Annotated in this window: 13 protein-coding genes; 8 read left to right on the top strand and 5 right to left on the bottom strand. The window is 42.5% G+C overall.

What is annotated here, in order from left to right:
* Window positions 1-161: 161 nt before the first annotated feature.
* On the top strand, window positions 162-824 hold the full coding sequence (locus tag RM347_RS14260; protein WP_322717232.1) for a class I SAM-dependent methyltransferase: 663 nt from the start codon (window positions 162-164) through the stop codon (window positions 822-824).
* An 84-nt stretch (window positions 825-908) separates the two neighbouring features.
* Here the strand turns inward: RM347_RS14260 and RM347_RS14255 are convergent, their stop codons facing one another.
* From RM347_RS14255 to RM347_RS14245, 3 genes are all read right to left on the bottom strand, one after another.
* A complete protein-coding gene (locus RM347_RS14255; RefSeq protein ID WP_322717231.1) occupies window positions 909-2,315 on the bottom strand; it encodes a family 2B encapsulin nanocompartment shell protein in 1,407 nt (468 codons plus the stop codon).
* Window positions 2,316-2,455: 140 nt separating this feature from the next.
* Window positions 2,456-3,865: a family 2B encapsulin nanocompartment shell protein gene (locus RM347_RS14250; protein ID WP_322717230.1), complete on the bottom strand. Its 1,410-nt coding sequence runs from the start codon at window positions 3,863-3,865 to the stop codon at window positions 2,456-2,458.
* 92 nt (window positions 3,866-3,957) lie between these two features.
* Window positions 3,958-6,219 (bottom strand): family 2 encapsulin nanocompartment cargo protein terpene cyclase, encoded by a 2,262-nt coding sequence (locus RM347_RS14245; protein WP_322717229.1) that lies wholly within the window; start codon window positions 6,217-6,219, stop codon window positions 3,958-3,960.
* A gap of 1,406 nt (window positions 6,220-7,625) precedes the next feature.
* Here RM347_RS14245 and RM347_RS14240 point away from each other — a divergent pair.
* The 6 genes from RM347_RS14240 to RM347_RS14215 all read left to right on the top strand — a co-directional run bounded on the left by RM347_RS14240 (window position 7,626) and on the right by RM347_RS14215 (window position 12,412).
* Window positions 7,626-9,335 carry a fumarate reductase/succinate dehydrogenase flavoprotein subunit gene (locus RM347_RS14240; RefSeq protein WP_322717228.1) on the top strand — a complete coding sequence of 570 codons (1,710 nt, stop codon included), beginning with the start codon at window positions 7,626-7,628 and terminating at the stop codon, window positions 9,333-9,335.
* Between the two features lie 15 nt (window positions 9,336-9,350).
* Window positions 9,351-10,046, top strand: coding sequence for an HAD family hydrolase (locus RM347_RS14235; protein ID WP_322717227.1), 696 nt, complete (start codon window positions 9,351-9,353; stop codon window positions 10,044-10,046).
* Window positions 10,047-10,110: 64 nt separating this feature from the next.
* On the top strand, window positions 10,111-10,893 hold the full coding sequence (locus RM347_RS14230; protein WP_322717226.1) for a class I SAM-dependent methyltransferase: 783 nt from the start codon (window positions 10,111-10,113) through the stop codon (window positions 10,891-10,893).
* Window positions 10,894-11,093: 200 nt separating this feature from the next.
* Entirely contained in the window at window positions 11,094-11,321 is a 228-nt protein-coding gene (locus RM347_RS14225; protein WP_069068766.1) for a 4Fe-4S dicluster domain-containing protein, read from the top strand.
* Between the two features lie 37 nt (window positions 11,322-11,358).
* On the top strand, window positions 11,359-12,321 hold the full coding sequence (locus tag RM347_RS14220; protein WP_322717225.1) for a HEAT repeat domain-containing protein: 963 nt from the start codon (window positions 11,359-11,361) through the stop codon (window positions 12,319-12,321).
* A 19-nt stretch (window positions 12,322-12,340) separates the two neighbouring features.
* Complete coding sequence (locus tag RM347_RS14215; protein WP_416211881.1) at window positions 12,341-12,412, top strand: DUF4058 family protein; 72 nt, start codon at window positions 12,341-12,343, stop codon at window positions 12,410-12,412.
* A 133-nt stretch (window positions 12,413-12,545) separates the two neighbouring features.
* Here the strand turns inward: RM347_RS14215 and RM347_RS14210 are convergent, their stop codons facing one another.
* Window positions 12,546-12,866 (bottom strand): 2'-5' RNA ligase family protein, encoded by a 321-nt coding sequence (locus RM347_RS14210; RefSeq protein ID WP_416211880.1) that lies wholly within the window; start codon window positions 12,864-12,866, stop codon window positions 12,546-12,548.
* A gap of 311 nt (window positions 12,867-13,177) precedes the next feature.
* Between RM347_RS14210 and RM347_RS14205 the strand changes: the two genes are divergently transcribed.
* Complete coding sequence (locus RM347_RS14205) at window positions 13,178-14,209, top strand: Mrp/NBP35 family ATP-binding protein (RefSeq protein WP_322717223.1); 1,032 nt, start codon at window positions 13,178-13,180, stop codon at window positions 14,207-14,209.
* On the opposite strand, the gene RM347_RS14200 is transcribed toward RM347_RS14205, so the two are convergent.
* A complete protein-coding gene (locus RM347_RS14200; RefSeq protein ID WP_322717222.1) occupies window positions 14,187-14,768 on the bottom strand; it encodes a beta-class carbonic anhydrase in 582 nt (193 codons plus the stop codon). The two genes, RM347_RS14205 and RM347_RS14200, sit on opposite strands and share 23 nt — an antisense overlap.
* Window positions 14,769-15,314: the final 546 nt, after the last annotated feature.

The raw sequence follows: 15,314 nt of genomic DNA, 5'->3' as shown, positions 1-15,314 counted from the left end.
GAATTTTATATTTAATTATGTCCACCTACGTAAAATATTCTGAGCGATCGCTTTGCTCATCATAGCGAGTTCGATTTCAAAGATATTACTTATTTTAAGGAGAAGGAAAGTTCAAAGACTCGTCAGCAAGCATCAAAAGCTCATCCCCAATGCCGAATATCATGACAACTCAAACACTAGGACTCGAACAAAATTTATATGAATATTTACTGTCAGTCTCTCTCCGAGAACCGGAAATTTTGACCCAACTGAGACAGGAAACAGCCCAGTATCCAATAGGTAGAATGCAGATTGCTCCCGAACAGGGGCAGCTTCTCGCGTTGCTGGTGCAGTTGTTGGGAGCTAAGAAAACTTTGGAAATTGGGGTATTTACAGGTTATAGTTCCCTGGTGGTGGCATTGGCGTTACCGAGTGACGGTCAAGTGGTAGCCTGTGATATTAGTGACGAATTTACAACGATCGCTCGGCGTTATTGGCAGCAAGCAGGAATTGCGGATAAAATTCAGCTGCACATTGCCCCAGCTTTGGAGACTTTGGATCGGCTACTCACAATTGGAGAAGCGGAAACTTTTGATTTTGCCTTCATCGATGCAGATAAGAGCAACTATGATGGCTATTATGAGCGATCGCTGCAATTAGTGCGACCGGGGGGACTGATTGCGATCGATAATGTCCTCTGGTCAGGCAGAGTTGCCGACCCGCAAGCGCAAGATAACAGAACTAAAAGAATTCGTGCCTTTAATCAAAAGCTGCATCAAGACCAGCGAGTTAATCTTAGTGTAGTAGCGATCGCAGATGGCTTAACTCTGGCACTGAAAAAGTAATGTATTTACGCCATACCCCAATGTTTGCAAATCGCTACAGATACTTGGTTATCTCCTTAGTGTCTAGATGCGCTAACCCTTCCCTCAGCGCCCAATTTCGACATCTTCGAGGATGCCAAGTGCGTCAGGGACGAGGACAGCTGCGGAGTAGTAGGCGGTGACGAGGTAGGAGATAATGGCCTTTTCGCTGATGCCCATGAATCGGACGGACAAACTGGGTTGGTATTCGTCGGGGATACCAGTTTGATGTAAGCCAATGACGCCCTGATCTTTTTCACCAGTGCGGAGTATAAGGATAGAACTGGTCTGGTTTTTGGTAATCGGGATCTTGTTACAGGGCAGAATCGGTACATTGCGCCACGTGATTATCTTGCTCCCATCCATGTCGATGGTGTCTGGATAGATGCCCAGACGGTTGCACTGGCGACCGAAGGCTGCAATAGTGCGAGGATGAGCCAGGAAGAACCTCGACTTCCGCCGACGGGTGACCAGTTCATCCAGGTCATCGGGAGTGGGGGGACCGCTGCGGGTGTAGATGCGCTGTTTGAGGTCGGCGTTGTGCAACAATCCAAATTCGCGGTTGTTGATCAACTCGTATTCTTGACGTTCCCGCAATGCCTCAATTGTCAGCCGCAATTGTTCTTCCGTCTGGTTGTACGGTTGATTGTACAGATCCGCAACACGAGTATTCACTCGCAACATAGTCTGAGCAATGCTTAACTGATATTCGCGGGGTGAGAGTTCGTAGTCAACAAATGTCCCCGGTAACGTCGTCTCTGTGCTATGACTGGTTGACAACGCGATCAAAGCTTCCCCATACTTGTTTTGTGGAAGTTCGGCGCGAGTCCGAAACTGCTCAACCTGAGCCTGCAACGCTTGTGACTGGTTGAGCAGTTCCCGAAATGCCTGTTGTGGTAGCGCCAATACCGTGCATCGGGTCACAGCCTTGACCGTGAACTTCCAATTACTTTCTGAATCCACCAACACGCGATCGCCAAAATAATCACCGTCAGCTAGCATATCCAATAGAGGCTGCTCGTCATACTTGCCAATACCAATCTTGTTTACCTTGCCATGTGCGATCAAGAAAAGCTGATTGGCTGGCTGACCTGACTGGACTATGATATCACCAGGTGCAAACTCCTGCTGAACAAACCGACTTGCCAACGCCCTTAGCACCTCGGTGTCGTCAAACCCTCGCAGCAAGGGCAACTCACCAAGTTCCTGGGGAATCACCTGCACCTCAGCTCCGGTGTTGGAGAAACTCAACCGCCCATCACCCACGGTATAGGTCAACCGACGATTCAGTCGATAAGTGCCACCCTTCGTCTGCACCCACGGCAACATCTTCAACAACCACCGCGAGGTAATTTCCTGTGTCTGCGGTGCAGATTTGGTGGTCGTGGACAAATTACGCGCAGCATCTTTACTCAAACTCAGTTGAGGTTGTCCGCTCTCAACATTGAAATTTGATTCAATAAAATCCGTCATCACCTCATCCTCTAGTTACTAATAAAAGTGCCATTCAGTGCTGAGTGCTGAGTTAAAAGACCGCCCACTTTCTTGCAGGGTATCAACAGTCAGCCCTAATTTTTACTCACTCAACACTCAGCACTCAGCACTCCTGATATTTAGCGCCCGATCTCAACATCTTCAAGGATGCCAAGTGCGTCAGGAGTGAGGACGGCTGCGGAGTAGTAGGCGGTGACAAGGTAGGAGATGATCGCCTTTTCGCTGATGCCCATGAATCGAACAGACAAGCTAGGTTGGTATTCATCGGGGATACCAGTTTGATGTAAGCCGATTACCCCTTGTTTTTCTACACCAGTGCGGAGCAAAAGGATAGAACTGGTGCGGTTATTGCTGATGGGGATCTTGTTGGAAGGAAAGATGGGTACGCCGCGCCAAGATGTGACCTGAACGCCGTTCACATCTACGCTTTGTGGATAGAGACCCAGGCGGTTGGCCTCACGACCAAAGGCAGCGATCGTGCGGGGGTGAGCCAGGAAGAATCCCGGCTCCTTCCATACTGTCGCCAACAGCTCGTCAAGATCGTCGGGGGTAGGTGCGCCGCTACTGCTGTAGATACGCTGTTTGAGGTCGGCGTTGTGCAGCAACCCGAATTCGCGGTTGTTGAGCAACTCGTGTTCTTGACGTTCCCGCAATGCCTCGATAGTCAGCCGCAGTTGTTCTTCAGTCTGGTTGTACGGTTCGTTGTACAGATCGGCTACTCGGGTACTTACTCGCAACACCGTTTGAGCAATGCTCAACTCATATTCCCTGGGTTTGAGTTCGTAATCGGCGAAGGTTCCCGGCAACTCAGCCTCTTGGGGATGATTAGCCGCCAGCTCAATAGCGGCTTCACCTTGGGGAGTCTGTGGCTGGCTCAGGCGAACGCGGAACTGTTCAACATGAGTTCGCAACTCTTCAGACTGATTGATCGCCCTTTCAAACGCCGCTTGGGGAAGTGACAAAACGATGGTTCTGGTAATGGCCTTCAGGGTGTACTGCCAAGTATCCTCGGACTGCACCACAGTTTCATCGCCGAAATGGTCGCCGTCAGCTAGCACATCGAACACGATCTGCTCGCCATACTTGCCAACACCAATCTTGTTCACCTTGCCACGAGCAATCAGAATCACGCGATCGGCAGGCTGGCCAAGTTCGACGATTACATCATCTGGAGCATACTCCTGCTGAACAAACTGGTTTGCTAACCCGATCAATACGTCAACGTTGTTAAACCCTCGCAGCAAGGGCAACTCAGTAAGTTCCAGAGGAATCACCTGCACCGCAGCTCCAGTGTTGGTGAAAGTCACCCGCCCATCACCCACGGAATAACTCAACCGACGGTTGACTCGATAGGCGCCACCTTTCGTCTGCACCCACGGCAACAGTTTCAATAACCACCGCGATGTAATTTCCTGGGTTTGCGGTGCAGATTTGGCCGTTGTCGCCAAATTCCGCGCCGCTGCTGTACTCAAGGTTAAATGGGGCTGCTGATCTTCTACATTCAAATTGGGGTCGTTAGAATACGTCACAACTTAATCCTCCACTTTTTAGTTACTAAAAAAACCGATCTCACGCGATCGCATACTGACCTTGAATTAACTCACCGACAAAAAACCTAACTTCATTGACCGAGTAATGACCTTAGACTCCGCTCACCGATCAACGAGCCAATACGCCTAGCTGAAGTACCCAGCCCTCTGGGACCGCTAAGTAGCCGCCCTGTTAACGAATTACGCAATTCAAATTCCTTATAGCGGTCTACCGTTATATGCCACTTGAGGACGCCGCACATCCACTGCTCTAGTTTCTTGACGTATCCGAGCAGTTTCTCGCGGGTACTTGCATCCAGGTTGAAATCATCGAAAAGAACTGGCAGTTCGGTGGCGACGATGAGTTGAAACTGGAGCGCCCTAGAGGTCATCAGATTGTTGACAACTTCAACGGCCTGCGGCAAATCGCAGTTGAGGAAATTCTGAACGACCAGCACACAATTATGGATTTCGCCCTCGAATTCGATTTCTTTCTGATAGGAAAAGATATCGTTGGTTAAACAGGCGAAGTCGGCGGCCGAGTTATCCAGCGATCGCATCGTTCGGGTGCGGTAAATCTCCTGCGGGATCTCGCTCCCCTGAGCTAGCCGCGACAGGCTCATGGTCAGATCCGAGCCAAAGGTCTTACGGCGCATCTCAACATAATCTATCGGGTCGGGAATCCGATTTTGAATCTGGTTGGCGAGTTCCCACACCCAGCTGTCAGTCATATCCTGGATTGCGCGGCGGAACTGAGTCCGCGCATTGGCAGACATGGGGCCAGCTGTGCGAGACCAAATATCTGCCAAGCCCGCTTCCACCGGATTGGTCGGAACCTCGCTGGGGGTGGAGTCATCCAGAGGCATGAACGCCGACAGTCGGGCGTTGAATACTTTCGCACCAGCCATGTTGCGGTTATTTCCGTAGAGCGCTGGGAAGTAATCGTCGGCATAGGTTCCCCAAACAAGCCAGCACGCTGTCAGATTCAGCTCGTGACCAGACCCATTCGGATGGATCAACGCACCACAGAGGGCTACGTCGGCAACATCAAACTTGTGGTCATCCCAGATGACGGCATCAGGAATCCCAGGTAGTGATTCCAGCATCCCCATCTGACGCGCCCATTCCTTGGAATGCTTCCGCGCGGCATTGAGATGGGGATTCAAACTTGTAGTGAACGGCATGTAAAACTTCGGCAGTTTCACTGGTCCCACAGGCTGGTATGGAACATGAGTGAAGCTCTTAAACCTTCCCAAACCCAAGGTGCTGTATAACGATCCAATCCGTGCAGCCGATGTGCCTAGCCCTGTTGCTCCCCCTAGAAGTGTGGATGTGGAAGAATTGTCTCCTCCCTTGTTCATGTAGCGGCTCGATCGCATGTGCCACTCGTGACCGCCCGACTGCCAGTCCTGAAGTCCTTTGATGTAAAGGAGAACGTTCACACGAGCCACTGGGTCTAATCCATACTCCTCAAAGAGAGGGGGCAACTCGGTGACGGCAGTGTTATCAAACTGGTATAACCGCGAGGTCAGCAGTTCGTTAGTGAGGTTAGCCGCCTCCTGAGTACTCACATTCAAGAAGCGCTCCAAGACCAATACGCAGTTGGCGTTTTCGCCTTCATCCTCCACCTCTCTCTGGTAGGAAAATAGGTCGTTGCGAAGATGCACTCCATCGGCAAATGTGTCTTTGAGTACACGCATTGGCCGAGTCGAGGCAATGTCAGCCGGAATCTCTATAAACACGGCGTGTTCGACGAGATCCGCTGACCACGGAGCGCCACCAACCTTGCGGCGCATCTCAATGTATTCGATGGGGTTAGCGACTCGATCCTGGTTGATATTGGCGAGTTCCCACAGAGACTCTTCCAGGAGGTTCTTGGTACTCTCGAAGAATCGAAGTCGCCAGTCCACAGATTTAGTAAAGGCGGTACGAGACCACAGGTCAGCCAAGCCGCGCTCTACTGGGTTGGTAGGTACTGGGGGGGTTTCGGTGGGGTAAATTGGCATGAACATTGGTAGTCTGCCGAGATACTCCTTCGCCCCAGCCATGTCTTGGGTACGCTTATAGATTTCAAGGAAGTGATCGTCGAAGAAGAACACCCAAACATACCAGTCGGTCACTAGGTCAAGCTCCGTTCCTGGTGCATCTGGATGGGTATACGAGCAAAGCAAGGCGTAGTCGTGAGCATCAAATGTGCGCTCGTCCCAGATAACCGAGCTTTCCGCTTCCTCTTCTGAGCCAAGTATCCCCATCTGGTAAGCCCAGGCTTTGGAATGCGATCGCGCCGCTTCTAGGTTTGGGTTGAGCCGCGCGGGCCAAGGCATGTAAAATTCTGGCAGTTCAAAGGGTTGCATGATCTGCGCTAAACCTCCTCTGGGGTCTTCTTGCTATCTTTGTTTCGTGGCTGATCTGAACATCGTTGCAGTTCACAAGTATCACCACCCAGCTAGATCCCCACATCTGGTTTGCTCATGGTGGCTTGTTTCAAGGCGATAATACAAGATGCTCCTAATTTAAATAACGACCTATGTACGTTTTATTTGAAGTTTCCCATATCGAAAGAGCAGGCATTTGAAAAAGCTGTTGAAGTCATTACTTATTTCCGATGTTGGCAGATGAATTTTTAGTGATTTTATGATATTGCTCTCATAATTTTTCATAGTTGTAGCTAAAAAGCAATACTTAGACTAAAGCAGTTAGGTAAGCAATCGAATAATTAATTGAAGAATTAGAGGACAGTTAAGACAGTTAAGACAGTTAAGCAGATAATTAAATCAAAAATTGAAGAATTAGAAGACAGTTAAGACAGTTAAGACAGTTAAGCAGATAGGTTAAAACATTTAAAACAATTATTAAAGAATAATTTCTAATTGTTAATATTTTGCATATTTTGAAGAGCATCTACACAATCGCCATCCCAGAGGTAGTATGAATAATGCGGGTTTGGGACTTTTAACAAAGATTTTTTATCTGGATTTTATGGATATCTAGGCTCCAATATTCAACAATTCCCAGAACAAGCAAAATAAGAAGCTTGTATTATCCTGCGGAAATTAAACCTGCTGATAGTATGCTACATACTACATCGTTGATAACTACAATCAGTGAATTGATGCTTGCACTGGAAATAAAACAAGATTTCAATGCTGACAAGCAAGATTACCTGCACTGCCAAATTTAATTAATAAATGGCATTTAGATACTTATTTAATCAAAAAGATACGCCGCAGCATTTATAAAGATGGATATGTAAGCTTTGAAAACATTACTACGCCATGATATTTTAAGGAGAAGCTGATGCAAGAAGCGTCCCTTTATCTAAAAATCATTCCAAAACTATGCTTCAAGCTAAAGTCTCGATCGCTCGTCGCCTACCCATTAAATTAGAGCAACTGCGATCGCTTGCCAATGTGGAAGTTTGGGCTTAATTTTTATCTAAGTCCAGTTAAGCCTTGTGAGCTTTATTATCATATTTTGTGTCAGGTTAAGTGTTTTACCCGTAGAAATAGTTTTTCGGTTCTTGCATTTGCGGCTTATCTATGTGAATATCTATCAATAAAGTACGATAAACTGCCAGATTTTTCGTAGTATTATATTGTTTGTAGTTTAAATCTACGTATATTCACGAAGTATTTACCAAATCGACTGATGAAGATTGTCAGTAGCTTTCTTCAGAATTAGTTCCCAAGCAAATCCAAGTCAAAGATATCGTTTGGAACGGTAATAAATCTTAGAAGTTCCTCCCTACTCCGAAAAGCTTATGGACATCAACACCCAACAAATAAAAACTGATGTACTTGTCATTGGTGGCGGTACAGCCGGGACAATGGCTGGAATTAAAGCCAAACAAGCGAATCCCAATGCAGAGGTACTGATTTTAGAAAAAGCTAACATCCGACGGAGTGGTGCGATCGCAATGGGTATGGATGGAGTGAATACCGCAGTTATTCCTGGTCATTCCACCCCAGAACAATACGTCCGCGAAATCACCTTAGCTAACGACGGTATTCTCAACCAAAAAGCCGTATATCAAACAGGCAAATTAGGTTACGAAGTCATCCAAGAATTAGAAACTTGGGGTGTGAAATTTCAAAAAGATGCCCAAGGCAACTATGACTTAAAACAAGTGCATCGTGTGGGTAAATATGTCTTACCCATGCCAGAAGGTAAAGACCTCAAAACCATTCTTACCCGCCAAGTCAAACGCCACAAAGTCAAAGTGACAAATCGCGTCATGGCAACCCGTATCTTAGTCCAAGAAGGACGTGCTATTGGTGCAGTAGGATTTGATGTCAGGAACGGTGATTATATTGTCATTCAAGCTAAAGCCGTCATCCTCTGTACAGGTGCTTGTGGCAGATTAGGATTACCCGCTTCTGGCTATCTCTATGGCACTTATGAAAATCCCACCAATGCCGGAGATGGCTATTCAATGGCTTATCATGCAGGTGCAGAACTCAGCAATATTGAATGCTTTCAAATTAATCCTTTAATTAAAGATTACAACGGCCCCGCCTGTGCTTATGTTGCTGGGCCTTTTGGCGCACATACAGCCAACGCCGAAGGAAATCGCTTCATTAGTTGTGACTATTGGAGTGGTCAAATGATGTTGGAAATCTGGAAAGAATTAAATTCTGGGAAAGGACCAGTCCAATTGAAAATGACCCATCTTGATGAAGATACAATTGCAGAAATTGAATCCATACTTTGGGCAAATGAACGACCAAGTAGAGAACGCTTTCATCAAGGTAGAAATGAAGATTACCGCACTCACGGCGTAGAGATGCACATCTCAGAAATAGGCTTATGTAGTGGTCATAGTGCTTCTGGTGTATGGGTAAATGAAAATGCTCAAACAACCATTCCAGGTTTATATGCAGCCGGAGATATGGCTAGCGTTCCCCATAATTACATGATTGGGGCATTTGTTTTCGGTCGCATAGCCGGAACTGATGCTATTGAATATATACAAGATATAGATTTTTTAGAACCAGATACGAATTTTTTAGAAGCTGAAAAAGCTAGAATATATGCACCTTTAACTCGTCCGAATGGTGTACCTCACACCCAGGTAGAATATAAATTAAGACGCTTAGTTAATGATTATCTACAACCACCAAAATCAGGTAATAAAATCGAGATTGGTTTGAAACAATTTGTGCAATATCAAGAAACATTAGATTTAATGGGCGCTCGTGACCCTCATGAATTGATGCGTAGTCTAGAAGTTCACTTTATTCGCGACTGTGCAGAAATGGCAGCCAGAGCATCATTATATCGTCAAGAGACTCGTTGGGGGCTTTATCATTATCGTTTAGATTATCCAGAGAAAAATGATGAAGAATGGTTTTGTCATGTCAATTTAAAGAAAGATGAATTAGGGGAAATGGTATTGTTTAAACGTCCTGTAGATCCTTACATTGTGGAAGTTGATGCAGTCAAGGATGTATACAGTGTTGCTGTTAAGTGAAATGACCTTTATAAAATGCTCTACAAAGCAATAATTTTCGATCTAGATAATACACTGTTGAATTTTGAGCTATGTGAACGCCAAGCTATTCTGGGAGCGTTGGAAGATTGTGCAGTATCTTTAGATTTAAATGGAGTCAGTGAGACTATTTTTCTTCAAGTCTTTGAAACTTATAATTCCAAGTATTGGAAACAACGAGAAACTTTTTCTCCTAATGAATTAATCGAGATGTCTTATCGAAGTACACTTGCTCATTTAGATATACAAACAGATCAAATCAGCAATCTTAGTCAAAGTTTTTGGCATATTTTTAATCATTCTGCTGTAATGGAACCTGATGTAAATAAAGTATTAACTATTCTCGCACATAATTATCGTTTGGCTGTTATTACCAACGGTTTTGTATCAGCACAACTACCGAGAATGCAAGCTGCGGGAATTGAGCATTTTTTTGAGGAAATTGTAGTTTCTGAAGCAATTGGTTTTGCTAAACCATCTCCTGAAATATTTCATCATGCGTTATCGAAATTAGATTTAACACCAGCAGAAGTCCTTTACGTAGGAGATTCTCTCACTCATGACTATGCGGGAGCAATGCAAGTTAATATTGATTTTTGCTATTACAACCGAAAAAGCCAGAATTTAATACAAGAAGTGCAACCAAAATTTATGATAAGTGAACTCTTAAAATTAGTAGAATTGGTTAACTAACAGATTTTTTGTTTATACATTTAAAGTTAAATATTAAATTAATTTAAGTTATTTTATACTAAATATGTCTGTTTATAATTCAATCGGTCAACAATACTCAAAAACTCGCGTTCCTGATATCCGCATTATTAATAAATTAATTGATTTACTCAATTTACCCAAAGGTAGCATTATCGCTGATATTGGTGCTGGTACTGGTGGTTACAGCCTAGCCCTAGCTAACAAAGGATTTCTTGTTAATGCTATTGAACCTTCTTTAGTAATGCAAAAACAAGCAGTGAAACATCCACAAGTTAAGTGGTTTGCTAGCTATGCAGAAAACTTACCTCTCCCAGATAAGTCTGTTGATGGCGTTTTAAGTATCTTAACAATTCATCACTTTACTCATCTCGAAAAGGCGTTTCAAGAAATGCAACGAATTATTAGGGATGGAGCAATAGTTTTGCTAAGTTTTGATATTAGGTTTGCTCAGAAAATATGGCTTTATGATTATTTCCCGTTTTTGTGGGAAGATGCTTTACGATTTTTACCTCTTCACGAACAGGTTAATTTAATTCAGAGTACTACTAAAAGGCGTGTTGAAGCCATACCCCTTTTGTTACCACATGACGTGTCTGATTTATTCGCAGCAGCAGCCTGGAGAAGACCAGAGTTATATCTTCAACCAGAAGTACGTGCGGGAATATCATCTTTTGCGTTAGCAAATCAAGATTTAATTGAACAAGGAGTAAAGTTACTTGCCGTAGATTTAAATAGTGACAAATGGAGCAAAAAATATGGTGATATTCACGATTTGACAGAGATTGATTTAGGTTATCGTTTTATCCGCGCAACGCTGGTGAGCTAAATAACTGTAATTTTAAATTAAATTATGAAAAATTAATGATTACTGGAGTTAACCACATTACTTTATCTGTCAGAAATTTAGAGAAATCTCTCACTGCTTCTGATTTAAACACCAGAATAAAAAGTGCTAAAGCATCTCCGTGGGAAGGGTTGGAATTTTTCATTTAAAGTTGATTAATTGAATTAAGGAGTAATAAATGTATGGCTTTAATCACACAAAGAATAGATGTTCCTGTCATCGTTGATGAATCTAAATGTTTAGAAAAATGTACAGCTTGTATTGAGGTTTGTCCTTTAGATGTGTTGGCGAAGAATCCAGAGACAGGCAAAGCTTACATGAAATATGATGAGTGTTGGTTTTGTCTACCTTGTGAAAAAGAATGTCCTACTAATGCAATTACAGTACAAATTCCCTTTTTATTACGTTAAAGATTCTCTATAACTCTGTGCTTCTGTGGTAAAAATCATGAATGATGACCTCAAAAATTGGCTAGAGATGCTGCGATCGCCTGAAGTAAATGACCGCTTAGTAGCTGTCAAAACTTTACAACATTTAGGCGATGAAGAAACAATAGACGCTTTAATTATCGCTTTGAAAGATGAAAATATTGCTGTACAAAAAATAGCCATATCTGCCCTTTGGGAAATTGCCGATCCTGTGGCAATTCCTGCTTTAATTGAATGCTTAACTTCAGCAGATTCAGATATTCGCGCTGAAGCTGCATCAGCATTAAATGAATTGGTGACACAAGATGAGTTGTTACTTTTATTAGATAACTTAAAAATTAATGATGTCAATATACAACTAAATATTTTAGTGTTGTTGCGAAAGATTCATGATATTCAATCTTTACCGTATATTTTACCCTTTTTAGAATCAAAAAATTCTGAGTTAAGAGAAGCAGCAATTACTACACTTCGATATATAAATCAAATAGAAAAATGTCCACAAGCTTTGGATTTAATCTTTGACCAAGAACCAATTATCCGTCGTGCTACTGCTTTAACTTTAGGGCATTTACAAGATACACAAGTAATTACAATACTTGCTCAAGCACTTACAAATGATAGTGACTGGCAAGTTCGCCGTAATGCAGCCAAATCTCTAGCTATTCATGAAAATCAGCAAGCAACTTCAGCATTAGAAATAGCTTTAGGTGATGAACATTGGCAAGTACGGAAATCAGCAGCACAAGCTTTGCAAAAAATCCCAAATATTCAAGTTATGCCGAGATTAATTCAAGCATTAACAGATGAATATGCAGATGTCCGTAAAGAGGCTGCGATCGCACTTGGTAATTTAGCTCATCCTGATGTTATTAACCCACTGCAACAAGCCTTAGACGATCCTGACAAAGAAGTGTCCATCCAAGCGCAACGTGCAATTCAGAAGATTCAAACAGATAGAATAGTCTCAAGGGAGCAGTAAATAACTAAGGAAAAGTGCAATGAAAAATCTATTTCCTGGAATAAACCCGTATTTGGAACAGCCTGAACTTTGGCATCAACACAACCTTTAAAGACAGTGCGTAGGCGTAGCCAGCCGCAGGCATCGCCCTAAGAAGAAGCTTAGATGAGAGGAGTTTTGCAGAGGTTCTAAATCAGAGCGATCATTCTTGATAACTCAGGAATGCTAACCCGTTCAAAGATTCGCTAATTTCGCAATACAAATTCTTTACTCCAAATTATTGACCTCTGCTCATCAGCAATATTTATTAGGTGGACTTTATCGACAAAACAACAATAATTTAAATCTAATTTCTGTGCTTCTTCTAAAACCTGCAAAAATTGAGCTATATTTTTTGTAAATCTTCCTAACGTTAAATGTGGAATAAATGGTAAGTTATCTCTGCAATATTTAGCTAATATCCCTGTATATAATTGATTATGTAATTTTATCATATCTACCTTTCCTTCCTCAACCATTAGAAACAGATATTCATCCCATGATTTTTGCAATCCTTTGAGACAAATAGGAAATCTTTTCTACTTACTCAAGATATTATCAATATGAACAATGAAATTGTTTTCATTAATAGACTCAATTATGGGAAATACAAGTGTAATATGTGGTTTTATTAAATAAACTTGTGGATCATATTTCTTCCTTATTTGATTGATATCCTCTGTGTTAATATTGGGGTAATGTACGATTGCATAAGACATATTCATAAATTATTAAAAGTTATACAGCAAACTTCAACTTCTCTACTTCGCATAGCGTGTCGGAGACAGAGGCTACGCTAACGTGAGGTACAGAAATACCCTTTTAACATCCAGAAGATATGACTACAGTCCATCAGCAAGAAGTCGTCCCATTACTCAAACAGGTTATCGAACCTACCTTAAATAATGACATCGTTAGTTTGGGAATGGTACGAAATTTACGCATAGTTGATGACTATATTTACTTGCGTTTATATATTGGTTCTCATCAGCACCAATTACAGCCAGAGATTGAATCTAAATTATCATCTCTATCTTGGTGTAAAAAAACTTATATTCAAATTTGTACAATTCCCGGTGTTAAAACAACTCTAGGCATTTCTAGTGGTAAAGGTGGTGTGGGTAAATCCACAACAGCCGTTAATATAGCCGCAGCTTTAAAATTACAAGGTGCAAAAGTAGGATTATTAGATGCTGATGTTTATGGCCCCAATATTCCTCAAATGTTAGGTTTAGGGAAAGCTGATATTCAAGTAATTAATACTCCCACAGGTGATAAGTTTTTACCTCTAGAAGCTCAGGGAATAAAAATAATGTCAGTGGGTTTACTTGCAGAAGCAAATCGTCCTTTAGCATGGCGGGGGCCTGTATTACACAAAATTATCACGCAATTTTTGCAAGATGTGGAATGGGGTGAATTAGATTATTTATTGATAGATTTACCTCCCGGTACAGGTGATGCTCAAATTACAATTATCCAAGAAAGCCCAATTTGTGGAGTCATTTTAGTGACAACTCCTCAACAAGTGGCTGTTGCAGATGTACGACGTAATATATATATGTTTCGCCAAGTGGGTGTTCCTGTCCTTGGCATCATTGAAAATATGAGTTATTTAATTTGCGGTGATTCTGGTTCACGCACACCGATTTTTGGTAGTGGTGGCGGCGAACAATTGGCCGCAGAATTACAAGCGCCTCTGTTAGGACAAATTCCCATTGATTCCCGCATTTGTCGCGGTAGTGATACTGGAAATCCGATTGCAATGAGCGAATACGCTTCACCAGCAAAGGAGGTTTTTATAAAAATAGCTACTTCATTAAATACTACTTTTACAATACACGACGAGACTACGCAGCTTGACCAAGCTTAGTAGCTTCAGGAACTTCAATCAATTGCCCTGTTTTGACATCGTAGATATAGCCATAGATAGGAATTTCATTCGGAACCAATGGATGCAAACGAATCCGTTGTACATCTGTATAGACGCTTTTGGCTTGGTCATCAATAGTCAACCAATTGATAAACTTGCCTTCGCCTGATCCTGACCCAGATCCAATATCTGACCAACCTATTTCATCTAGCTTGGCTGTTTTGAGGCTACTAGAAAGTAAATTGCTGATGATTTCATTAGTGAAGGTTTCCATCCCACAATTAGTGTGATGAATTACAAACCATTCACGCGTACCAAGTAATTTGTAAGAAATCACTAAAGAGCGAATCGCATCATCGCTAGCACGTCCACCTGCATTACGAATTACATGGGCATCTCCTTCAGCTAGTCCAGCAAATTTAGCTGGGTCAAGCCGAGCATCCATGCACGTGAGAATTGCAAACCGACGAGATGGGGGTATAGTGAGATTACCTTTATCACCGAATTTATCAGTGTAACTAAGATTAGCTGCCAGAACTTCTTCTACAATTTGGCTCATTTTGAGTTTATGTGGGCGATCGCTTGATTAGCAAACCAAAAGCTAAATTTATATCTAGTTACCCTAGTTGTGATAGAATCAGTCATTTCAACTACAGTAAGTCGATAGGAATATGCTATTTATATAGAGTAATTTGCCACAAATCAAGACAAAAAGCAAGTTATATCATGTCTGGCTAATTAGTTATCGTCAAGGTCGGCAATGGTCTTCAATCCATGTTGATTGAGAACAGATGTGATCGCCTGCGCCATGTCACCCAATACTTTTCGGATAAACCCAACAATCTCTCTTTTGGTCTGAGGAAAGGTTAATGGGCTTGCCGGTAAAGGTAAATTCAAACCCTTTCCATTTCCCCTTAACCGAAAAGTATTGCCATATTACCAGGACTTAAAATACCAACAGTTTGGATTTATATGGAAATCTTGATTGTTAACTGTATTCAGCTTTTGACTAATAGGCTGATTTTAGTGATTGAGTTATGAGATAAAGTACGCTAAATTGATAAAATTGCCGGAATTAATCTAAGTAGAAACTTACCATACATCA

This window comes from Nostoc sp. ChiQUE02 (assembly GCF_034531305.2).
GTDB lineage: Bacteria > Cyanobacteriota > Cyanobacteriia > Cyanobacteriales > Nostocaceae > Nostoc.
This window is presented reverse-complemented; position numbering and strand designations above follow the sequence as displayed.

Bases quoted from the DNA above. Each gene is read 5' to 3' on its own strand.
- RM347_RS14260 (WP_322717232.1), top strand. From the start codon at position 162: ATGACAACTCAAACACTAGGACTCGAACAAAATTTATATGAATATTTA.
- RM347_RS14255 (WP_322717231.1), bottom strand. From the start codon at position 2,315: ATGACGGATTTTATTGAATCAAATTTCAATGTTGAGAGCGGACAACCT.
- RM347_RS14245 (WP_322717229.1), bottom strand. From the start codon at position 6,219: ATGCAACCCTTTGAACTGCCAGAATTTTACATGCCTTGGCCCGCGCGG.
- RM347_RS14240 (WP_322717228.1), top strand. From the start codon at position 7,626: ATGGACATCAACACCCAACAAATAAAAACTGATGTACTTGTCATTGGT.
- RM347_RS14235 (WP_322717227.1), top strand. From the start codon at position 9,351: ATGCTCTACAAAGCAATAATTTTCGATCTAGATAATACACTGTTGAAT.
- RM347_RS14230 (WP_322717226.1), top strand. From the start codon at position 10,111: ATGTCTGTTTATAATTCAATCGGTCAACAATACTCAAAAACTCGCGTT.
- RM347_RS14225 (WP_069068766.1), top strand. From the start codon at position 11,094: ATGGCTTTAATCACACAAAGAATAGATGTTCCTGTCATCGTTGATGAA.
- RM347_RS14220 (WP_322717225.1), top strand. From the start codon at position 11,359: ATGAATGATGACCTCAAAAATTGGCTAGAGATGCTGCGATCGCCTGAA.
- RM347_RS14205 (WP_322717223.1), top strand. From the start codon at position 13,178: ATGACTACAGTCCATCAGCAAGAAGTCGTCCCATTACTCAAACAGGTT.
- RM347_RS14200 (WP_322717222.1), bottom strand. From the start codon at position 14,768: ATGAGCCAAATTGTAGAAGAAGTTCTGGCAGCTAATCTTAGTTACACT.